The organism is Caballeronia sp. 11_S32, from assembly GCF_056930355.1.
This window is the reverse complement of the sequence record NZ_JBXOWH010000007.1, coordinates 39621-60144: the sequence shown is the minus strand read 5'-3', so window position 1 is coordinate 60144 and position 20524 is coordinate 39621. Positions and strand designations below refer to the sequence as shown.

The 20524-nt window shown below is 58.0% G+C and carries 19 protein-coding genes; 10 read left to right on the top strand and 9 right to left on the bottom strand.

The window, feature by feature from the left end:
* Positions 1-53 precede the first annotated feature (53 nt).
* Positions 54-806, bottom strand: a complete 753-nt coding sequence (locus AC1Z32_RS41015; RefSeq protein WP_483484582.1) for an SDR family oxidoreductase — start codon at positions 804-806, stop codon at positions 54-56.
* A gap of 456 nt (positions 807-1262) precedes the next feature.
* Here AC1Z32_RS41015 and AC1Z32_RS41010 point away from each other — a divergent pair, with 456 nt between their 5' ends.
* The 4 genes from AC1Z32_RS41010 (at position 1263) to AC1Z32_RS40995 (ending at position 4949) form a co-directional block, all read left to right on the top strand.
* The gene (locus AC1Z32_RS41010) at positions 1263-1829 is read left to right on the top strand and encodes a flavin reductase family protein (protein WP_483484581.1); all 567 of its coding nucleotides are present in this window, start codon (positions 1263-1265) and stop codon (positions 1827-1829) included.
* Positions 1830-2302: 473 nt separating this feature from the next.
* Positions 2303-2704, top strand: a complete 402-nt coding sequence (locus AC1Z32_RS41005; protein ID WP_483484580.1) for a GFA family protein — start codon at positions 2303-2305, stop codon at positions 2702-2704.
* A 165-nt stretch (positions 2705-2869) separates the two neighbouring features.
* On the top strand, positions 2870-4291 hold the full coding sequence (locus tag AC1Z32_RS41000; RefSeq protein WP_483484579.1) for an aldehyde dehydrogenase family protein: 1422 nt from the start codon (positions 2870-2872) through the stop codon (positions 4289-4291).
* Between the two features lie 58 nt (positions 4292-4349).
* Positions 4350-4949, top strand: a complete 600-nt coding sequence (locus AC1Z32_RS40995) for a nitroreductase family protein (RefSeq protein ID WP_483484578.1) — start codon at positions 4350-4352, stop codon at positions 4947-4949.
* Between the two features lie 232 nt (positions 4950-5181).
* Here AC1Z32_RS40995 and AC1Z32_RS40990 read toward each other — a convergent pair whose 3' ends face one another.
* Positions 5182-5391: a dodecin gene (locus tag AC1Z32_RS40990; protein ID WP_483484577.1), complete on the bottom strand. Its 210-nt coding sequence runs from the start codon at positions 5389-5391 to the stop codon at positions 5182-5184.
* 588 nt (positions 5392-5979) lie between these two features.
* Here AC1Z32_RS40990 and AC1Z32_RS40985 point away from each other — a divergent pair.
* From AC1Z32_RS40985 to AC1Z32_RS40965, 5 genes are read left to right on the top strand one after another with little or no spacing between them, the layout of a single operon-like run.
* Positions 5980-7107 carry a zinc-dependent alcohol dehydrogenase family protein gene (locus AC1Z32_RS40985; protein ID WP_483484576.1) on the top strand — a complete coding sequence of 376 codons (1128 nt, stop codon included), beginning with the start codon at positions 5980-5982 and terminating at the stop codon, positions 7105-7107.
* Complete coding sequence (locus AC1Z32_RS40980) at positions 7104-7904, top strand: poly(R)-hydroxyalkanoic acid synthase subunit PhaE (RefSeq protein WP_483484575.1); 801 nt, start codon at positions 7104-7106, stop codon at positions 7902-7904. Before AC1Z32_RS40985 ends, AC1Z32_RS40980 begins: the two co-directional genes overlap by 4 nt.
* A complete protein-coding gene (phaC, locus tag AC1Z32_RS40975; RefSeq protein ID WP_483484574.1) occupies positions 7901-9013 on the top strand; it encodes a class III poly(R)-hydroxyalkanoic acid synthase subunit PhaC in 1113 nt (370 codons plus the stop codon). The genes AC1Z32_RS40980 and phaC overlap by 4 nt, the downstream gene beginning before the upstream one ends.
* Positions 9010-9921, top strand: a complete 912-nt coding sequence (locus AC1Z32_RS40970) for an alpha/beta fold hydrolase (protein WP_483484573.1) — start codon at positions 9010-9012, stop codon at positions 9919-9921. Before phaC ends, AC1Z32_RS40970 begins: the two co-directional genes overlap by 4 nt.
* Positions 9922-9924: 3 nt before the next feature.
* Positions 9925-11952 (top strand): acyl CoA:acetate/3-ketoacid CoA transferase, encoded by a 2028-nt coding sequence (locus tag AC1Z32_RS40965; protein WP_483484572.1) that lies wholly within the window; start codon positions 9925-9927, stop codon positions 11950-11952.
* A gap of 36 nt (positions 11953-11988) precedes the next feature.
* Here AC1Z32_RS40965 and AC1Z32_RS40960 read toward each other — a convergent pair whose 3' ends face one another.
* The 5 genes from AC1Z32_RS40960 to AC1Z32_RS40940 form a co-directional block, all read right to left on the bottom strand.
* Positions 11989-12450: an acyl-CoA thioesterase gene (locus AC1Z32_RS40960; RefSeq protein WP_483484571.1), complete on the bottom strand. Its 462-nt coding sequence runs from the start codon at positions 12448-12450 to the stop codon at positions 11989-11991.
* Positions 12451-12463: 13 nt separating this feature from the next.
* Positions 12464-13615, bottom strand: coding sequence for an iron-containing alcohol dehydrogenase (locus AC1Z32_RS40955; protein WP_483484570.1), 1152 nt, complete (start codon positions 13613-13615; stop codon positions 12464-12466).
* 171 nt (positions 13616-13786) lie between these two features.
* On the bottom strand, positions 13787-14557 hold the full coding sequence (locus tag AC1Z32_RS40950) for a short-chain dehydrogenase/reductase (protein ID WP_483484569.1): 771 nt from the start codon (positions 14555-14557) through the stop codon (positions 13787-13789).
* A gap of 8 nt (positions 14558-14565) precedes the next feature.
* On the bottom strand, positions 14566-15399 hold the full coding sequence (locus tag AC1Z32_RS40945; RefSeq protein ID WP_483484568.1) for an alpha/beta fold hydrolase: 834 nt from the start codon (positions 15397-15399) through the stop codon (positions 14566-14568).
* Positions 15400-15408: 9 nt separating this feature from the next.
* Complete coding sequence (locus AC1Z32_RS40940) at positions 15409-17100, bottom strand: MFS transporter (protein WP_483484567.1); 1692 nt, start codon at positions 17098-17100, stop codon at positions 15409-15411.
* A 180-nt stretch (positions 17101-17280) separates the two neighbouring features.
* Between AC1Z32_RS40940 and AC1Z32_RS40935 the strand changes: the two genes are divergently transcribed.
* Complete coding sequence (locus tag AC1Z32_RS40935) at positions 17281-18207, top strand: LysR substrate-binding domain-containing protein (RefSeq protein WP_483484566.1); 927 nt, start codon at positions 17281-17283, stop codon at positions 18205-18207.
* Between the two features lie 70 nt (positions 18208-18277).
* Here AC1Z32_RS40935 and sucD read toward each other — a convergent pair whose 3' ends face one another.
* Together sucD and sucC are read right to left on the bottom strand one after the other, a co-directional pair.
* Positions 18278-19159: a succinate--CoA ligase subunit alpha gene (gene sucD / locus AC1Z32_RS40930; protein ID WP_483484565.1), complete on the bottom strand. Its 882-nt coding sequence runs from the start codon at positions 19157-19159 to the stop codon at positions 18278-18280.
* A gap of 130 nt (positions 19160-19289) precedes the next feature.
* Positions 19290-20471, bottom strand: coding sequence for an ADP-forming succinate--CoA ligase subunit beta (gene sucC, locus AC1Z32_RS40925; RefSeq protein WP_483484648.1), 1182 nt, complete (start codon positions 20469-20471; stop codon positions 19290-19292).
* Positions 20472-20524: the final 53 nt, after the last annotated feature.

The window sequence follows — 20524 nt, the reverse complement described above, 5'->3', positions numbered from 1 at the left end:
GATCACACTGTGTTGTTGGACGGTAAAAAATCACCACACGAAACCGTGCAGACTTACCAGATCGATGTTCCGCCGTCTACGGTAAGCACGGACCCGGTTGCAAACGACGCTCTGTCCGACGCAAGCCACAAGATGGCTTCGGCTATCTCCTCGGGGCGCCCCATTCTGTTCATGGGGGCTCGAGCGTCCAACTCTGCGCGCAGATTAGCTGCATTATCGCTTTCTGCGAACGAACGATCAAACCACGGCGACGCGATCGAACCGGGAGCAACGCAGTTGACGCGAATGTTCTGATCAGCGTGGTCGAGCGCCATGGCGCGCGTCAGCGACGCGATCGCACCCTTTGAAGTGACGTACGCGGCACGATTCTTGATCGCGACCGATGCGGTATAAGACCCGGTATTGACAATCGCTCCCCCACCTGAGCGTTTCATGACGGGGATCGCGTACTTCGAGCACAGGAAGATGCCACGAACATTTACGTTCATGATTCCGTCCCAGTCTTCGACCGAAAGCTCCTCAACCGTGCCGGGCACGCCATATCCGGCATTGTTCGCCAAGATGTCGAGGCGTGAGAACTGCCTATCGACGAAGGCAAATAGCTCGCGAATCTGTTCGGGTTGACCGACGTCGGTCCCGACCCCTACTGCGCCTGCGCCGATCTCCTTCGCCACGGTTTCGGCCGCCTCGCGGTTCTTGTCGACTACCACGACCGTGGCGCCCTCACGCGCAAAAAGCTGCGCCGTTGCACGACCGATGCCGCTCCCACCTCCCGTTACAACCGCAACTTTTCCTTCCAGTCCCATAACTCCTCCGACAGTCAATCCGATGCAGGCATTCAAGTAAGCGTCCTGCTAAGTTTCGCACCGATCGCCTCCTCGATGACGAATTATCTGCTCGTCAGATTCACCTATTGACAGATTGTCTGTCAATCTGAATGATACACCAAGATTTTTATCGGGGCGAACGACCGAATTTGGTCGTCAGTGCATCGGTCATACGATAGCGGGATCGGCCGCCACGATTGGGCGGAGGCGATTAGAGCACGTGATTTTCCCCATCGTTTTTCGCGATGGGCCGATACGAATTCAATATTTTTAACCTATTGATGACGTTCCTATACTGAACTCACAACCACGACCCACGAGCGAAACTTGCACAGCAAAGTTCGCGACAGTGACGGTCAAAAGTGGTGTGTGGTCCACGGTGGCAGCTACCTTTCCTGTCACGCGGTCCAATCCAAACTGATTCGGAGACAAGAAATGACTCAGCAACTTTCGCAAACGGTGAACGCTGCCATCGCTCAGCAAGGACTTGAATCTGCTCGTGAGCAGCAGGACTTGTCGCAAGCTTTCAAGCTGGCCATGCGACGCCTGACTTCGACGATCGCCATCATTTCGACAGAGCAAGATGGGCAGCCGTTTGGGATGGTTGCCACGGCCGTGAGTTCGCTTTGCGTCGATCCGCCCGCCCTGCTTATTTGCGTCAACCGCAACGCAAGCATCTCCCGGCCGCTCATTCAGCGCGGAGAATTCGTTGTGAACCTGCTCCGCGATGAGCATCGGGATCTCGTTGGCCTCTTCAGCGGAAAAGTCAAAGGCGCGGAGCGCTTCCAGCACGGACATTGGGATCACAGCGAGGGCGTGCCCGTCCTGGCGGATGCGCAAGCGGCCATCGTTTGCGAGGTTGATAGCCAAATTCATTACGGCGGGCATGACGTTATCGTCGGGCGTGTAACTGGCGTCCGGGTCGAAGAGGCGATCGCGCCGCTGCTTTACCAAGACGGCAAGCTCGCGATTTCTCGATTCCTGGACCTCCAGGCGGCCTGAAATGGCGTCGGTACCGACCGGTTTATTCGGTTGTGGAAACGACTAACTGATTCAAGGAGCGAGTGTGAACGAGGGACAAGGACCAGTGCGAAATACACTGAGATCATCAGTTGAGAAGTGGCTCTCGCCAGCGGGTTCAGCTCCAGTTCGCGTGACTCGCTTTAGCCGCACTCAACCAGGCCACCGCCGTTTCGTTTGCGTCGAGGTGCTGCGGTCGATTGGACTAATTGAGCTTGTCTTTTTCCGGCATGACGATGGCGCTTGGCGCGTTTTCCCTCCGTCAGGCAGCGGCGTCACCATGCGGCCTCACTAAACCGCCATCAGCGGACTTGAATTTCACTGGCGGGGCGGATCGTACTTTGGTTCATCGTGCTCGCATTCTATGCGAGCATCATCAGCTAGTTTCGATATCCGTTCAGCTTCGGAAAATGCATACGGCCTCGAATCATGCGGGCCTTTGATCGAGAATTGACATGACGCTCCACGGAAGTTGTTTGTGCAAAGCGGTGAACTACGAAGTTGACGCGATTGACGGATCGATCTGGGATTGCCTTTGCCAGACTTGTCGAAAGGCGCATGCGGCCGACCACAACACGGCTGCTCGGGTGAAGAGAGAGCACTTCCGGGTGACAAGTGGTGCGCAAGCGCTGAGCGCATTCGAATCAACGCCCGGTAAGCTGCGACATTTCTGTTCGAAGTGCGGTAGCCACGTGTACGCTGAACGTCCAGAACTCCCGTTCGTCGTGCTTCGCGCAGCCACGCTCGACGATGACCCCGGTATCAAGCCCGAAATGCGTGTTTGGTGTTCCCACGCCGCGCCGTGGACCCAAACTGCACCCGACATTCCGACCTACCCCGAGGGCGCGCCCAGCTAACTTCGAAGGCAGAAAAGCGACTTGCGTCGGGAGCGGCTGCGCTTTACTACCGCGGCCCGCTACAGGCCCCTTATCCGAGCCGAGCTACTTTGCGAAGGCATATCTTTGGGTCCGTTCGCGCAGCGTCTCAGCTCCACCGTCACAACTCCAACAGGTTTTTGACTCATGCAATCCCACAGTGAAGCGACGTTACACGTGTTCCAAGCCTACGATCGGGAGCGAATCAACAGCGTTGCCGAGGACACCATCGACGACTTGGCGCATAAGCTTACGGTCGCGCACGCGGTCTTTCAGCGGCGCGAAAAGTGGATGAGCACTCACGAACGAGCGAAAGCCCTGTATAAGCTGGCGGACTTGGTGCAAGAGCGTCAGACGGAGCTAACCGGTCTGATTGCCAGGGAAGGCGGCAAGCCATGGGCCGACGCCTTGGGTGAAGCGACTCGAGCGGTTGACGGCATACGGTCCGCAGCCGAAGAACTTCGCTCCTTCGCTGGTCGCGAAGTTCCGATGGGACTTACCGCAGCGAGCGAGAACCGCTGGGCATTCACGACGCGTGAGCCGATCGGACCTGTGGCCGCGATCTCAGCGTTCAACCATCCTCTGAACTTGATCGTGCATCAAGTTGTGCCGGCCATCGCGGTTGGCTGCCCTGTCATCGTGAAACCGGCGGCTACCACACCCCTGTCCTGCCTGCGCCTGGTGGAACTTATCCATCAGGCCGGCGTGCCGCCAGAGTGGGTACAAACCTTGATTACGAGCGACAACGAGGTCGCTCAGAAGCTTGCTACCGATCCGCGAATCGCTTACCTCTCGTTCATCGGTTCCGCGAAGGTTGGCTGGGAACTCAAGAGTAAGCTACCCCCTGGCACACGTTGTACGTTGGAACACGGCGGAGCGGCGCCAGCAATCATCGACGCTTCTGCAGATTTGGACCAGATCATAGAGCCACTTGCCAAGGGCGCTTACTACCATGCCGGCCAAGTGTGTGTGTCGACCCAGCGCATCTTCGTGCATGACCGAATCTTCGACGCATTCCTCGAACGCTTTGTCGCCCGCGTAGCGACGTTGTGCGTAGGCGATCCGCTGAACAAAGAAACCGAAGTAGGCCCTCTTATCCTTCCACGCGAGGTCGATCGCGTTGAACAGTGGGTGAACGAGGCTGTCGCGTCAGGCGCGCGCGTTGTTGTCGGAGGCACGCGACTTGGAGACACCACCTATGCGCCGACCGTAGTGGTGGAGCCATCCGAAGACAGTTACTTGACGAACCGGGAAATATTCGGCCCAGTCGCCTGTATCTATCGATATAGCAACGTCAATGACGCACTGGCTCGTGCCAACAGTTTGCCTTTTGCGTTCCAGGCTTCGGTCTTTGCTCAGGACATCGATGTCGCAATGTACGTCGCGCAGCGGATCGAAGCATCCGCCGTCCTTGTGAACGACCACACGGCCTTCCGCGTCGACTGGATGCCTTTTGCCGGCCGCCGCCAATCCGGATACGGGGTCGGCGGCATCAAAGAGAGCATGCTGGACATGACGGAAGAGAAGATGATCGTTCTCCGGCGACGCGACCCCAAGATCGCTTCTTGAACGCAACTGGCGTGCGAAGCTTCCGCGCTCCGGGAACTTGCCAATTTGGCTGACAGACATGAACTTGAAACCTGCATCGACGGATACCGACATTCACGAACTCCTCGCGGGCCGTTGGAGCCCGCGGGCATTCTCAGAGCAACGTGTAACGGGCGAGCAACTCGGGTCTGTTCTTGAGGCTGCCCGTTGGGCGCCTTCGTCATTCAACATGCAACCCTGGCGCTTCCTGGTGTTTGACCGGTTCCAGGATTCCGCCTCTTTCCAAGAGGCGTTTGCCACCCTGGTGCCGTTCAATCAGACATGGAACGAGCAGGTCCCAGTGTTGGTGTGCGTCGCTACAAATACGATCGACGCCAAGGGGGAACCCAATCGCACCGCGTCTTACGACGCAGGCGCTGCAGCCATGGCACTCATGTTGCAGGCGCATGCACTTGGTCTGGCGGCTCACGCGATGGCCGGCTTTGACATTGACGCGTTCCGTGCGAAGTTCAGTGTGCCGAACGACGTAGAGATCCTCGCCATGATCGCGATAGGTCATCATGGTGATCCGGCCAGGTTAGACGAGAAGATGAAAAAAGGTGAAGCGGCGCCCCGTTCCCGGCGTCCGCTAAAGGAGCTCGCCTTCAATGGGAAATGGGGTCGTGGGTTTGCGAACTAACCAGAGCAGGATGGAACGCAAAGTCTGAAGGCACAGACCGTGCAGTCCGTCGTATCTGGGCAAGGTGTCGCGAGTTACAGCGTGTCGAGTACTTCCCGGCATCCACGGCTAAGCGATCACAAGGGCTGTTCTCGCGTTCTTTCCGCGCACGGGCGGCCGCCGCCCGTAAATCTCATCGCGGGCGGTGGCCGTTTATGCGAGATCCTGTCACCTCGACCGACCTGACTGCAGGTCAGTCATCCAGTAGAAGTCCAACTTTCAGCGTCACCTGCCAGTGCGCGACCTTTCCATCCTGGATGTTGCCGCGCGTCTCTTTCACCTCGAACCATTGCAGATTACGAAGCGTGGTCGACGCCCGTTCTATGGCTACGCGCGCGGCGTCATCACTTGACGTCGCCGACGAGCCGGTAATTTCAATCTGTTTATACACGTGATCACTCATGTCTTCTCCATGGAGATTAATCTTCCTATCGAACGCGTTTATGCAAACGCCTAAAGGCTGGTGTATCGGTCGAGTCCTCCTCCTCAGTTGGGCAATTAAACCGCTCAGTTGCGACAGTTCTTAGGGGGTGCACAGCCGCGGGGCCGCTGTAAGCGACTACTTGTGCTCGAAAAACGAAAGAGTTGCTAACGTCTCGATCTCCGTGATGGAAACGCTCCCCGCCTCTCTCGGGCCGGCCGCACAAATTGACAACAAAAGCCCCGCGCTGCACTTAAGGCTTGAAGATACCTTTGCTCAATCGAGCAAATCAAATATCGGCGCCGGGAGGACCGGTACCAGTGACTCGAAGCGTGGACGATCGTGCGGGATTTTGTCGCGATGGTCGACGGCAGCCGCCGAGCAGCACCGACGATCCATCTTTCCTGCTATCAGACAATCTGTCAATCAGTTTATTACTACGGGATTTCCTGATTGACTGATTGTCTGCGTGCTATCAATATCGCACAACGATACGGTGAACTAATCCAATGTGCATCGGAAATCGGGCGAGTCGTTTCTTCAAAAACCAGACCAACGGAGGACCATTGCATGAAGGTCAGAGCAGCAGTGCTTGAACAGATGGGTCTCCAGCCGCCCTACGCCGACTCCCGTCCCCTGTCTATTCGCACGCTCGAACTAGCTCCTCCGGGCGCTGACGAGGTGCTCATCAGAATCGCAGCTGCGGGCCTTTGCCACTCGGACCTCTCGGTCATCAACGGCAGCCGGCCGCGCCCGATGCCCATGGCGCTCGGACACGAAGCTGCCGGCGTAGTCGTCCAAACTGGCGAGCGGGTTTCTGATCTTGCGCCCGGCGATCATGTCGTTGTTGTCTTCGTGCCGAGTTGTGGTCATTGCGCTCCGTGTTCAGAGGGACGTCCCGCCTTGTGCGAACCCGGAGCGAAGGCGAACGGCGCCGGGACGTTATTGTCTGGCGCCCACCGCCTTTCACAGGATGGCGTCGACATTAACCATCATCTTGGATGCTCGGTGTTTGCCGAATATGCGGTGGTTTCCAGACGTTCGGTGGTGAAAATTGATCCGTCTGTGCCCTTGGACGAGGCGGCACTGTTTGGATGCGCAGTACTGACGGGCGTGGGCGCGGTCGTGAACACCGCGCAGGTCAGAGTCGGCGCGTCGGTTGCCATCATTGGGTTGGGAGGCGTGGGCATGGCTGCGTTGATCGCCGCGCGTGCTGCCGGCGCGCGGCACGTCATTGCGATCGACCTATCCGACCAGAAGCTTGAATACGCTCGCGAACTGGGCGCGACCCATGTGGTCAACGCCGGCAGCAATGAGGCCGCCTCCCAGGTCCGCGACGTGACCGAAGGCGGTGTTGATTTTGCATTTGAGTTCGCCGGAGTGATCCCAGCGCTTCAGTTGGCCTATGACATCACGCGACGCGGCGGGACAACCGTCACAGCGGGCCTTCCCCCATCCGGCGCACTCTTCGGTCTTCCCGCTGTCAGTCTCGTGGCCGAAGAGCGCACCATCAAGGGAAGTTACATCGGCACTTGTGTGCCCTCTCGTGACATCCCACGGTTCGTCGATCTTTATAAGCAAGGTCGCCTTCCCGTCGACAAGCTGTTGAGCGGTCGGATCCGGCTCGACGATATCAACATCGGCTTTGACCAGCTTCACGAAAATAAAGCTATGCGACAAGTGGTGGTCTTCAAATGAACGAAATTTTCAAGGCGTGGAGCGACGCACAGCAACATCTCTGGTCGGCGTGGTTGCCCGCGGATTCGACACCGCCCGAAGCGCACGGAAAGCCGGCCTCTCCCCCCTTCGTCGAATCCTTCAACGAGCTTCGGAACGTTTGGAAGGAATCTATCGAGCAGTTCTCCGCAATGTCGGAGCGGCTCGGCGGAGCGTCGCAGTTACGCCCACAATCCATGCAGGACATGTTTTCGCCGTCTAAATGGGCCGGTCAAGGCATCGACGCGCTCGACGCCAGTTTGCGACAGATCGTCGAGGGGCCTCAATACGCAACGCTTTGGGACCTTGATCGAAAGGCCGCAGAGCTTCGCCAGTTGGGTGCGCAACGCTCAAAGGATATCGCTGCCTACCAATCGGTCATCCAAGCCGCCTGGAAGAAAGCGTATGAACTTTTCGCGAAGCAATACGGCGACATCTCGGCGACGCCTCCCACGACATGGCGAGAGTTGACGAATCGTTGGTTGAAGGTAGCAAACGACGTACTTATCGAAACGTATCGCTCGGACGAGTTCCTTGAAGCACAGCGCCGCTTGCTGCGGACCGCCTCGGATTATCGACTGAAAGAGCAGGAGATCGCACACGCCTTCTGCGAGGCGAATCACATCCCGACTCGACACGAAATCGACGAGATGCAACGCACCGTCGCCGAGCTGCGTCGGCAAGTTCGAACGCTGACCCGAACTTCCCCCCCAACCACAGCAGCATCGTCGGAAAAGAAGCGCAAATCCGGATCGAAAAGCGTTGAGGAGGCAGCATGAACAAGGCCAAGAACACAAATGCCGTTCAAGCACTAACGGAACTATCCGACTTCGGCGTCAAGATGCTCCGAGGGCAAGAGATGCTTTCGCGCGTGAGGGACAGGGACGTCCAAATCTCCACCGCTGACAAGGACGTCGTGTTTCGCGTCGACAAGACGACGCTGTATCGCTACAAATCACAAACACCTCGGGCTGTACAAACCCCTGTGCTGGTGGCGTATGGCCTAGTCGGACGCTACACGATGACCGATCTGCAGGAAGATCGATCACTGCTGCGGAACTTGCTCGCGCTGGGCGTAGACGTCTACGCCGTCGATTGGGGATGCGCCACCCGCAATGAGCGGTGGCTCACGTTTGACGATTACGTCGATGGCTATCTCAACGACTGTGTCGATTTCATCCGCAACGAGCACGATCTGGACGCGATCAACCTGCTGGGCATCTGCGAAGGGGGCGTGTTCTCCGCTTGCTACGCGGCACTCTATCCCCAAAAGATCAAGAACCTTGCTCTGGCAATCACGCCAATCGACTTCCATCAGGATCAGGCCGATGGGAAGCTCAATCACGGGCTGTTGAATGCCTGGATCAAGAGTCTGACTGCGGAGGACATCGACCGTTTGATCGACGCGAATGGCAACCTGCCGGGCGAGTTCATGAGCTATGCCTTCGCCTTGATGACCCCGAGCGCGACGATGTCCAAATATAACTTGGGCATGTTGGACGCGTTCGGCGACGAGAAGAAACTCCTGAATTTCCTTCGAATGGAAAAATGGCTTCTCGATCGCCCGCCTCATCCGGGCGAAGCCGCCAAGCAGCTTCTATTGAACCTGTACAAAAACAACGAGTTGATCCGAGGCGAGTTCGAGATCGGCGGTCGTTTGGTCAAGCTCTCCGACATAACTTCGCCGGTTCTGAATGTCTACGCGAAGGATGATCATATCGTGCCGCCGCCAACCAGCCGTGCCCTCAAAGATGCTGTCGGGACGACCGACTACACCGAGATTGGGCTCGATGGCGGACACGTTGGCGTATTCGTCGGTGGCAAGTCACAGGGGCTCTTTGGCAAAGGGATTGTGGACTGGTTGCGCCCGAGGGACACCTACGCATGAAGCCGAAGTTTAGAGAACTGCCAATCCTCACACGAGGTGGTTTTCGGAAGCTCGGATACTACGAATGGGGTCCCACTCGGGCTGAGCAGACAATCATGTGCGTCCATGGCGTGTCACGCACCGGACGTGATTTTGATGTTCTCGCAGCGGCTCTTGCTGAAACCGGGGCGCGGGTCATTGCGCCCGACCTTCCGGGGCGCGGGCGAAGTGATTGGCTCATGTCGCCTTTTCATTACACCGACCGCGCTTATACCTTGGCGATGTCGGCTCTGATTGCAAGGCTTGACATCGAGCACATTGACTGGGTCGGGACGTCGTTGGGCGGCCACATCGGGATGATGCTGGCAGCCGAAGAGTCATCACCCATCCGACGACTGGTTCTGAACGACATCGGCGGCCGCGTATCGGTCCATGCCCTCCACCGGATCGGCAACTACCTTCGACGCGAATGGCGCTTCGGCTCGATGGATGAAGCAGAAGAACACCTGCGTGACATACATGCGCCGTTCGGCGAATTAACCGACGCTCAATGGCGGCATCTCACCGAGACCAGCGTGGTTCCGGACGGCCGAGGCCGATTGCGGTTCCATTACGATCCCGCCATCGGCGGTAGATTTGGCATTCCACTGTGGGCAGACGTCATCCTTTGGCACTTATGGGACAAGATTCACTGCCCCGTGCTGGTGATACGAGGTGCTGAATCGGATTTGCTTTCCGAGGCGACGTTTAAATCAATGTTGACCCGCGGACCCGCTGCGAAAGCAGGCAAAGTGCACGCCGTAACGATGAACGGGTGCGGGCATGCTCCGGCGCTAATGTCCGACGATCAGATCGAATCTATCGGCCGTTTTTTATCTTCTACCGCGACTGACGCTGGAGAAGAAGAATACGCCGCTTCCGGGACATGAAACATGAAGAACAAGGTCGTCACAGCCGATCAAGCAATCGCGTTGATTCAAGACGCGGACTCGATTGCGTGTTCCGGGTTCGTTGGCATCGGCACGCCAGAGCAGCTCCTGTCGGCATTGGAGCGACGTCATAGTGTCAGTGGATACCCTCGCGATCTGACTTTGATTTTTGCCGCTGCCCCCGGCGACGGAAAAGAGCAAGGCCTCAATCGATTAGCCAGGAACGGATTGGTCAAACGGGCGATTGGCGGGCATTGGTCGCTCGTCCCAAAGCTTGCGCGAATGGCCAGCGATAATGAGATTGAAGCCTACAATCTTCCGCTGGGCGTAATTTCCCATCTCTTTCGAGACATCTCCGCGAAGCGTGCCGGAACGCTAACAAAGGTCGGCCTGGGAACATTTGTCGATCCTCGACTCGGGGGCGGAAAGGTGAACGCTTGCACCACCGAGAACTTGGTTCGGGAGATCGACATCGATGGCGACGAATGGTTACTTTACAAATCGTTTCCCGTCAACGTCGCCCTGATCAGAGGTACGACAGCAGACCCTGCCGGCAACATCACGATGGAGCGCGAGGCGCTTGTGCTTGACGCTCAGGCGATGGCGATGGCTGCACATAACTCCGGTGGACTTGTTATCGCCCAAGTCGAGCGGATCGCGCAGTCAGGAACGCTGGACACACGTTCGGTCGTCGTGCCGGGCATTTTTGTTGACTGCATCGTCGTTGCTCCGCCAGGCACGCAAGTCCAAACCTATGGCACGTCATACGATGCTGCCCTATCCGGTGAGATGCGCATCCCGGTAGATTCAATCGCGCGTGTGCCTCTCGACGAGCGCAAAATTATCGCTCGACGCTGCGCCTTCCAGTTACCGTTAGGCGGTGTCGTCAATCTCGGAATCGGAATGCCGGAACTGCTCGGCGCGGTTGCAGCCGAGGAAAAGCTGCTCAGTAGCCTGACGCTTACGGCAGAGCCGGGAATCATCGGAGGTATGCCGCAAGGGGGGCTGAACTTCGGTGCGGCGATCAACAGTGACGCCCTGCTTCACCAGAACCAGCAGTTCGATTTCTATGACGGTGGGGGCCTTGACCTTGCCTGCCTCGGCATGGCCGAGGTGGACCGATGCGGGAACGTGAATGTCAGCCGGTTTGGATCCAAACTTGCAGGTTCCGGTGGCTTTATCAACATTAGCCAGAACGCACGCGAACTGGTGTTTGCCGGTACCTTCACAACTGGCGGACTCAAAGTTGCCGTCGAGGATGGCCGTCTCAGGATCGTGTCCGAAGGGTCGAAACGGAAGTTTGTCGATTCCGTTGAGCAGATCACGTTCAACGGCTCGCTCGCTGCCGCTCGCGCACAACCCGTCCTCTACGTGACGGAGCGGTGCGTCTTCAGGCGAGTTGCCGAGGGGCTCGAATTGATCGAGGTTGCCCCAGGCATCGACGTTGACCGTGACATCTTCGCTCATATGGATTTCAGACCAATCATCGGCAAAGTTCGACCGATGGACATGCGAATCTTCGACCACCAGCCGATGGAGCTTGCGGCCTTCCTGCTGGACTTAAGTCTGAGCGACCGGGTGGCATACGACGCAAGCAGGAATACCCTTTTCGCCAACTTCGAAAAGCTATCGATCAGAACGCCGGAAGACGTCGAGAGCGTCCGACGCGTCTTCGAAGCACTGTGCGTTGGCATTGGAAAGAAGGTGTCCTTGATCGTCAACTACGATGGCTTCCAACTTGATGATTCCGTCGCGGATCAATATTTCTCGATGATCCACACACTGCAGGAGAAGTACTACGCATCCGCGACGCGATACACAACAAGCGCGTTCATGCGCCTGAAGCTTGGGGAAGCGTTGCGTAAAAGAGCGGCCGCCGCACACATCTTTGAGACGCATGCGGACGCAGTCGCCTTTCTTGCGGATGCCGACGATATCTCCGAAGAAAGGTCCGACCCGCAGCGCGTCGCGACGCTGCCTCTGTCGCCGAATGCAATGTCAATAAGCGAGGCACGACCGCCTTCACGGTAGTTGGCCCCGGTACAACGTCGGTCAAACGTGAACGGCTCACTCGACTGCCTGGGGCTGTTTGGCAGAGCCGGTAACAATCAGGCTTTGCAAAAGCGATCTTACTTGATCAGGCACCTCAACCGATTGCCCTGTGGCCCTGCTGACATAGACATGCACAAAGTGGCCTGCAGCGGATGGCGCGGCATCGTGCCCGCTGAAGATCGCGAGTTCATAACGGACGCTCGAGCGGCCAATCCGGTCCACGCGTACTCCAATCTGTAATACCTCGGGAAACGCTATCGGTTTGAAGTAAGAGCATGCGCTGTCGACGACAAAGGCCACCACATCTCCGCGATGAATGTCGAGCACACCGTGATGAATCAGATGTTGGTTGACCGCAGTATCGAAGTAGCTGTAGTAAGTGACATTGTTGACGTGGCCGTAGATATCGTTGTCCATCCACCTCGTGGATACTTCTGCGAAGTAGGAGAAGTCGTTTCTTGTAAATTCTGGCGTCATTCAGGTGCCTCCATTAAAACGCTTCCTGATACAGAGCAAGCGCGTCCTCGTAATCGACGTCGCGTGGATTATTGATCAGCAATCTCTTGACGTTCATCGCGTCGGTCGCCAGCATCGGTAGTGCGCTTGCGGGAATTCCCGCCTCGCGCAGAGTCTGGGCGTATGGCATTTCGCGCACCAACGTGGCAATCTCGTCGACAAACGCTTTCGACGCTGCGGCGTCAGGCATGGAGCGAAGTTCGGGAAGCATGGCCCTGCCGAGCTCCGCATACAGAGGAGCCGCTATGCGTTCGTTGAAGCGCAACACCGGCACAAGCATCAGAGAATTGGTCAGCCCATGGGGAAGTCCGTAGTGCCCACCAAGCGGGTAGGCCAGCGCGTGTACAGCCGCGACCGGCGCGTTGGCGAATGCGATACCCGCCAGTAGCGAGCCTAGGAGCATCTGCTCGCGTGCTTGTGCATCCGCACCCTCGCTTACCGCGCGGCGGATGTTGGAGTACAGAAGAGTCAAAGCCTTCAACGCGAACATATCGGAAAGCAGATTCTTCTTGTGACGGCTCGTGTATGCCTCAATGGCATGCACCATCGCGTCGATGCCTGTCATTGCGGTCACCACCGGCGGCAAGCCAAGCGTGAGCAACCCATCGAGGACCGCAACGTCCGGATAGAGTAGCGGGGAAACGACGCCTTTCTTCTCGTGCGTCGGCGTTGTGACGATCGAAATAGGCGTCGCCTCCGATCCGGTACCGGCAGTGGTCGGTACTTGAATCAGAGGCAGTCGTGGCCCCTTCGCAAGGCCAATCCCATAAATCTCAGCGAGGGGTTGCTTCGTCCTGGCCAGAAGAGCCACGAGCTTCGCGGTGTCCATTGAGCTTCCGCCGCCGATTCCGACGACCGCATCAATCTCGTGCTGGACTGCAAATTCGACTGCCGCAAGCACCACTTCTTCCGGTGGGTCTGCCTGGACATCGGCATAGACGATCGCTTCTTGACCGGCCTTAGCAAACGCAGCAATGACTGGTTCGAGTAGGCCAGTCGCTTGCATGCCCTTGTCGGTCACCATCAGCACACGAGCGCCGCCAACACCCGCGACAATCTCGGGCAAACGCTGCGCACTACCCTGTTCGCAGATGATTCTCGGCGTGGTTTCAAAGGAAAGGGACATTCTTTCGATCTCTATTTCGATAGGAAGTGGCGGTGCTGCTTTCGCTTACCTGCTGTGTCATCGAGAACATTCGGCGCGAACGAGTCTCCCCACGCCGTCCATCTCGGAACTTTGGGCTACGAGGAGGCACCCACGATCGTTTCAAATCAACGAGGCGATACCGGCTCGCTTTCAGCCATACATTGCGCCGCCGTCGACATCGACGATCGTGCCGCTGATGTACGAGGCTCGGGCAGAGGCAAGAAAAACAACCAGGCTTGCGATCTCTTCGGGCTTTGCCACGCGGCCGAATGGCATGTCTGCGAGCATTTCCTGCCATCTCGAGGCGTCGCCAAATCGCTCGGCAGCGCGGGATTGATAAAGCTTTACCAGCCGATCCGTTTCGGTCGGGCCTGGGTTGACACCGACGACGCGCACTCCGTGGCGGGCAGCGTGCGCGCCGGCCGCCTTCGTAAAAGTCATTAGCGCGGAGTTCCCGCTGGACCCGCAGATATAGTCATAGCGCGGTGCAGCGCCGGCAATCCCAATGATGTTCACAATGACGCCGGTACCCCGCTCAATCATTGCAGGAAGCGCCTCGCGCGTGGTGTTGATGTAACCATGCACCTTAAGGTCCCACGCCTCGCGCCACCTGGAATCGGATAGGTCTTCAAGCCCCCCACCCGGGATTGCGCCGGCGTTATTCACAATGATGTCCATTGAGCGAAGGCGATCTCGTATCTCAGACATCGTGTCCGGCTTGCCAAGGTCGAGACAAATAGCGTCCACCCTACGACCGACCACAGCTTCGAGGCGTGCGGATGCGCTGTCGACGCTGTGCTTCTGGCTTCCGAGAATAGTGACGTTGCATCCTTCGGCAGCGAACATCTCACAGCAGGCGTACCCAATACCACGGGATCCGCCTGTAACCAGAACCGATTTTCCTTGGAGTTCCAGATTCATGTCTGTGCCTACGCGTTCGAGGTCTGGTCGATCTCGGTGAAGAAATCGAGCACTGCCCGATTGAAGCCATCCGGCTCTTCGAGATTCACCGGGTGACTGGTCCGGGGGACCACCCAAAGGCGCGAGTTCGGGATGGTCTTCTTCATGAAAATCGCGGGACCCAGGCAGGGCTCGTCGTCGTCGCCTGTGACGATCAGCGCGGGAACATCTAAGGCCTTTAGCTTGGGTTCCAATTCGTAGATCGTTGAGCGACGCATTTGGTAGCCGCGCGTCGTCAGTGCTGAGCCCAGTGGGGAGTGTTCGGCAAACTGTTTGTTGAATTCTTCGAAGCCGCGCGGATCCTTCTCTTTGTATCGACGTCTGATCGGACTATTCGCATAGTGAACGATCCCTTCCTGCATACCCAGTGAAAGCAGCCGGTCGGCCAGTTCCCCGCTGTCGTGCAAGAAGCGCTCACGTCCTTGCGGATCTGAGCCGTGTCCTGCGCCGGCGATCACCAAAGAGCGCGCCATCTCCGGATGGGCGATCCCGAAGTTCACCGTCGCGTATCCCCCCATGGACAGGCCGACAATGTGAGCTTTCTTGACGTTGCAGTACCGCATGACGTTCGCGATGTCCTCCACCGAGTGCGCCTGACTGTATTGCTCCGGATCTTCGGGCACATCCGATGGCGGGTAACCACGAGCATTGAACGTGATGCATTGGTAACGACGCGACAGGAACCGAACTTGGTTTTCCCAGTTCCTGTAATCACCGGCGAACTCATGAATGAAGACAATCGGAGTGCCCTGCCCCGTCTTTTCGACGTAGAGCTGCACGCCTTGTGAACTTGCGAATCCCATGACTCCCCCTTAAGCCTTCTTTTGCTGGTCTGCGCGGCTCGTATAGATATCAGCGCCTTTGCTCTCTTTGACGAACAGCAGACACACGACAAAGCATACTGCGGCGAGACTTACCGGATACCAGAGACCCGAGTAGATATCACCCGACGCAGCAGAGATCGCGAAGGACGCTGCAGGCAAAAACCCACCGAACCAGCCAATGCCTACGTGGTACGGCAGCGACATTGCTGTATAGCGAATGCGCGAAGGAAACAACTCGACCAGCATTGCGGCAATCGGACCGTATGTCATCGTGCCAAACAGCATGAGACAGACAATCAGCAGGATCGTCATCGGCTTGTTGATGCGCGCCGGGTCCGCCGGGCCGGTTTCATACCCCGCATCATGTAAGGCTTTGGCAATGTCTGCGTCGAAGGTCTTCGAAAGCGCCGCTGCGTTCGATGCCTTCCCGTCAAAACTGGTGATCACGCGTTCGCCAATTTTGATTTGTGCGACTTGCCCTTTGGGCGACGGTTCGTCGGTGTAGTTCAAGCCCGCCTTGGTGATTGCGCTTCGAGCGATATCGCAGGAGCTCACAAACTTCGAAGTGCCTGCGGGGTTGAACTGAAAGCTGCACTCACCTGGATCTGCTCGAACAGTAATGGGCGCCTTTTGTTGCGCAGCTTCGAGCGCCGGGTTTGCGAAATGCGTGAGCCCTTTGAACAGAGGGAAGAAGAAGAGCGCTGCCAGCAAACATCCCGATAGAAAGACCGGTTTGCGGCCGATTCGGTCCGAGAGCTTGCCGAAGATGACGTAGAACGGCGTCGTGATGATTGTCGCGACAATGATGAGAAGGTTCGCCGTTCCGCCATCAACCTTCAGGGTTTGCGTCAGAAAGAACATGCTGTAGAACTGGCCCGCATACCAAACGACAGCTTGGCCCATCACCATGCCGAACAGGCCCAGCAGCACGAGCTTCAGATTGCGCCATTGACCAAACGCTTCCGAGATCGGCGACTTAGACGTCGTGCCCTCGCGCTTCATGCGCTCGAACTCGGGCGATTCGTGCAGCTTTACCCGGATCCAAAGTGAGATCATGAGCAGGAGCAGCGAGACAAGGAACGGCACTCGCCAGCCCCATGCCATGAAACTCGTTTCCCCCAGCAGGTACCGTGTAGGAAGAATCACCGCCAGCGAAAGCAACAGCCCGAGCGCCGCAGTGGCCTGGATCCAGGCAGTCTTAGCTCCTCGGGTTTCGTTGCTACTGTGCTCAGCAACATAGACCACTGCACCACCGTATTCACCGCCCAGTGCGAGCCCCTGCAGCATCCGCATGCCAACAAAAAGGATCGGTGCGGCAATGCCGATCGAGGCATATCCCGGCAGCAATCCAATGACAAATGTCGCCACGCCCATCAAGGAGATCGTGACCAAAAACGTGTACTTGCGCCCCACCATGTCGCCAATGCGGCCAAAGACGAGTGCCCCGAACGGCCGCACAGCGAACCCAGCTGCGAAACTCAGCAACGTGAAGATGAAGGCGGCGGTAGGGTTTACCCCGGAAAAGACGCTGTGAGAGATCTGCACCGCCAGGGAGCCAGCGAGAAAGAAGTCATACCACTCAAACATCGTTCCCAAAGAGGAAGCGAAGATCACCCGCTTCTGCACACCCGAATCGGGCGAGGGATAGGCTGCGGCAAGGTGTTCTGTACTTGCATTCATAAGGTTGTCTCCATCCGTGTACGGACGCCTCTTGGGTGCTTGGGATGTCCGGCGTTCTATAAGGCCAGTTTAAGTTTTCGAGCGATAGATTTAAAATATGGAAAACGTATAGGCCAATCGCGGTTTCTTATTTCATGCAGCGTGACGAGAATCCGCTAGTCGATTCGCAGGAGACACCAGATGGACTTCAAGCAACTGAAGTACTTTGCACGCATCGCCGAGCTCGGCAACATGACCCGTGCGTCCGAGTCGCTTCGGATTGCCCAGCCCGCGCTGAGTCAGCAGATCGCGAACCTGGAAGGCGAGCTTGATACCCGGTTGTTCGACAGGACGGCTCAGGGGGTCAGACTGACCGGCGCGGGCGAGGTCCTTTATCGACATGCAAAGTCGCTCTTAAAGCAGTTCGAGGACGTTCGTGTTGCCGTATCTCAGGAAGGCGAGCATCCATCAGGTCATGTTGTAATCGGCATTCCCGGAAGCACAGGAAAGATCCTGGCGGTGAAGTTGCTCGAAGAGTTGCGCTCCTACGAGCGGATCCTTCTGGAGATCGTGGAGCGACCCAGCGCCGAGCTTGTCGATCTAGTCGCAAATGGAAAAATTGATATTGCTGTCGCCGTGGACGCGCAGCCGCGCAGAGGAACCACCATACAGCCGCTGATTCACGAGGAACTATATGTCGTGTACCCGGCTTCGGAAGATATTGAAAAGAAGACACTGCGGCTGAAGGACGTGGCGCGCCATCCATTGATATTACCCAGTCTGCCGAGCACCATCCGTCAGCGAATCGACGCGGCGTTCCTCGCCGAACATCTCGCATTCCGGCTCGTAAGCGAGGTGAGCGCAACTGACATGCTGGTACGTCTGGTGACAGCGCGACTGGGATGGACCGTGCTCCCATGGTCAGCCGTTGCTGAGTATGTCGAGAGGGGGCAGATAGGCATTGCGTCGATAAGCGGGCGCACTCTTCAACGCGAACTTTCGCTATGCGTGTCCGACAACCTCCCCCTCAGCCGAGCCGCAGAGGTCGTGCGAGACACAGTTGTGAAAGTCCTGGAGGACATGCTCGCTTCGGGGAGGTGGGAGGGCGCACGGCAGATCGAGCATTGAGCGGACTTTTTCTCCAATGCCGGTTTTACGGATCGACGACCAGGGTTTTGCGGCTGGGGGTTTGGGCGGGTCAAATCACCGACTTCAGCAACCGCGCCATTTCCGACGGGTTCTTCGTGACCTTGATGCCACACGCGTCCATGATTTCCAGCTTGGCGTCCGCCGTGTCCGCACCGCCCGAGATCAGCGCGCCCGCGTGGCCCATGCGCTTGCCCGGAGGCGCCGTCACGCCCGCGATAAAGCCAACCACCGGCTTCTTCATGTTGTCCTTGATCCAATAAGCGGCATTCGCTTCGTCCGGACCGCCGATCTCGCCGATCATGATGACGGCGTCCGTTTCGGGATCGTCGTTGAACATCTTCATCACGTCAATGTGCTTCAGACCGTTGATCGGATCGCCGCCGATACCCACCGCCGACGATTGACCGAGGCCCAGCGCCGTCAGCTGGCCCACTGCTTCGTACGTCAGCGTGCCCGAACGCGACACGACGCCGATGCGGCCCTTGCGGTGAATGTGACCCGGCATGATGCCGATCTTCAGTTCGTCCGGCGTGATCGTGCCGGGGCAGTTCGGTCCGAGCAGCAACGTCTTGCGGTTTTCGCGGCGCATGCGGTCCTTGATTTCCAGCATGTCGCGGACCGGAATGCCTTCCGTGATGCAGATCGCGAGATCAAGGTCGGCCTCGACGGCTTCCCAGATCGCAGCAGCAGCGCCTGCCGGCGGCACGTAGATCACCGAAACCGTTGCGCCGGTTTCAGCCTTCGCCTCCTTGACGGACGCGTAGATCGGAATGCCTTCGAAGTCTTCGCCCGCGCGCTTCGGGTTCACACCCGCGACGTACGCTTCGCGGCCGTTAGCGTATTCGCGGCAGGCGCGCGTGTGGAACTGCCCGGTCTTGCCGGTGATGCCCTGCGTGATGACCTTCGTGTCTTTGTTGATCAGAATCGACATGTATGAACCTCTGTTCGCTTGACGGCGGTGCGTTGCGCGCATGTTGTGTCGGCAAGAGCGCCGTCACTCACATCCGGTGGGACGCTCGTGATGGCAAGGGCGCGCGGCTCGCGAGAGCCCGTCGCGACACTTATTTGCCTTCGGCTGCCGCGACGACCTTCTGAGCGGCTTCTTCCATGCTGTCGGCCGAAATGATCGGCAAGCCCGAGTCAGCCAGCATCTTCTTGCCGAGGTCTTCGTTTGTGCCCTTCATGCGCACGACGAGCGGCACCTTGAGGTCCACCGCCTTCGACGCGACGACCACGCCTTCCGCGATCACGTCGCAGCGCATGATGCCGCCGAAGATGTTCACCAGAATCGCCTTCAGGTTCGGATTCTTGAGCATCAGCTTGAACGCTTCGGTCACCTTCTCCGTCGTGGCGCCGCCGCCGACGTCCAGGAAGTTGGCAGGCTCGCCGCCGAACAGCTTGATGGTGTCCATCGTCGCCATCGCGAGGCCTGCGCCGTTCACGAGACAGCCGATGTTGCCGTCGAGCGAGATGTACGCGAGGTCGAACTTCGACGCTTCGACTTCAGCCGGATCTTCTTCGTCCAGATCGCGGTACGCGACGATTTCCGGATGACGGAACAGCGCGTTCGAATCGAAGTTGAACTTGGCGTCGAGCGCGATGACCTTGCCGTCGCCCGTCACGATCAGCGGGTTGATTTCCGCGAGCGATGCGTCGGTTTCGAAGAACGCCTTGTAGAGACCCTGAAGGATCGCGCGCGCCTGCGGGATCGATGCATCGGGGATGCCGATCTTGCGTGCGAGGTCATCGGCGTCCTTGTCCAGCAGACCCGTCGACGGCTCGACGGCGAACTTGTGCAGCAGTTCCGGCGTCTTTTCCGCGACTTCCTCGATGTCCATGCCGCCTTCGCTCGACGCCATCACGACGATCTTCTGCGAAACGCGGTCGAGCACGAGGCCGACGTACAGTTCCTTCTTGATGTCCGCGCCTTCTTCGATCAGCAGGCGATTCACCTTCTGGCCTTCCGGGCCGGTCTGGTGCGTGACGAGCTGCATGCCGAGGATCTGGTTCGCGTATTCGCGGACCTGCTCGATCGACTTCGCGACCTTCACGCCGCCGCCCTTACCGCGGCCGCCGGCGTGAATCTGCGCCTTGACGACCCAAACCGGGCCGCCCAGCTCTTCCGCGGCCTTGACCGCATCATCCACCGAGAACACGGGTTTGCCACGCGGGACTGCGACGCCGAATTTCTGCAGGATTTCCTTACCCTGGTACTCGTGAATCTTCATGCGTGATTCCTTCAGTCTGAGACCTTCAGGCTAGCCAATCGAGTCGTCCGATGATGATCGTGACCCGC

Bases quoted from the DNA above. Each gene is read 5' to 3' on its own strand.
- AC1Z32_RS41015 (WP_483484582.1), bottom strand. From the start codon at position 806: ATGGGACTGGAAGGAAAAGTTGCGGTTGTAACGGGAGGTGGGAGCGGC.
- AC1Z32_RS41010 (WP_483484581.1), top strand. From the start codon at position 1,263: ATGACTCAGCAACTTTCGCAAACGGTGAACGCTGCCATCGCTCAGCAA.
- AC1Z32_RS41005 (WP_483484580.1), top strand. From the start codon at position 2,303: ATGACGCTCCACGGAAGTTGTTTGTGCAAAGCGGTGAACTACGAAGTT.
- AC1Z32_RS41000 (WP_483484579.1), top strand. From the start codon at position 2,870: ATGCAATCCCACAGTGAAGCGACGTTACACGTGTTCCAAGCCTACGAT.
- AC1Z32_RS40995 (WP_483484578.1), top strand. From the start codon at position 4,350: ATGAACTTGAAACCTGCATCGACGGATACCGACATTCACGAACTCCTC.
- AC1Z32_RS40990 (WP_483484577.1), bottom strand. From the start codon at position 5,391: ATGAGTGATCACGTGTATAAACAGATTGAAATTACCGGCTCGTCGGCG.
- AC1Z32_RS40985 (WP_483484576.1), top strand. From the start codon at position 5,980: ATGAAGGTCAGAGCAGCAGTGCTTGAACAGATGGGTCTCCAGCCGCCC.
- AC1Z32_RS40980 (WP_483484575.1), top strand. From the start codon at position 7,104: ATGAACGAAATTTTCAAGGCGTGGAGCGACGCACAGCAACATCTCTGG.
- phaC (WP_483484574.1), top strand. From the start codon at position 7,901: ATGAACAAGGCCAAGAACACAAATGCCGTTCAAGCACTAACGGAACTA.
- AC1Z32_RS40970 (WP_483484573.1), top strand. From the start codon at position 9,010: ATGAAGCCGAAGTTTAGAGAACTGCCAATCCTCACACGAGGTGGTTTT.
- AC1Z32_RS40965 (WP_483484572.1), top strand. From the start codon at position 9,925: ATGAAGAACAAGGTCGTCACAGCCGATCAAGCAATCGCGTTGATTCAA.
- AC1Z32_RS40960 (WP_483484571.1), bottom strand. From the start codon at position 12,450: ATGACGCCAGAATTTACAAGAAACGACTTCTCCTACTTCGCAGAAGTA.
- AC1Z32_RS40955 (WP_483484570.1), bottom strand. From the start codon at position 13,615: ATGTCCCTTTCCTTTGAAACCACGCCGAGAATCATCTGCGAACAGGGT.
- AC1Z32_RS40950 (WP_483484569.1), bottom strand. From the start codon at position 14,557: ATGAATCTGGAACTCCAAGGAAAATCGGTTCTGGTTACAGGCGGATCC.
- AC1Z32_RS40945 (WP_483484568.1), bottom strand. From the start codon at position 15,399: ATGGGATTCGCAAGTTCACAAGGCGTGCAGCTCTACGTCGAAAAGACG.
- AC1Z32_RS40940 (WP_483484567.1), bottom strand. From the start codon at position 17,100: ATGAATGCAAGTACAGAACACCTTGCCGCAGCCTATCCCTCGCCCGAT.
- AC1Z32_RS40935 (WP_483484566.1), top strand. From the start codon at position 17,281: ATGGACTTCAAGCAACTGAAGTACTTTGCACGCATCGCCGAGCTCGGC.
- sucD (WP_483484565.1), bottom strand. From the start codon at position 19,159: ATGTCGATTCTGATCAACAAAGACACGAAGGTCATCACGCAGGGCATC.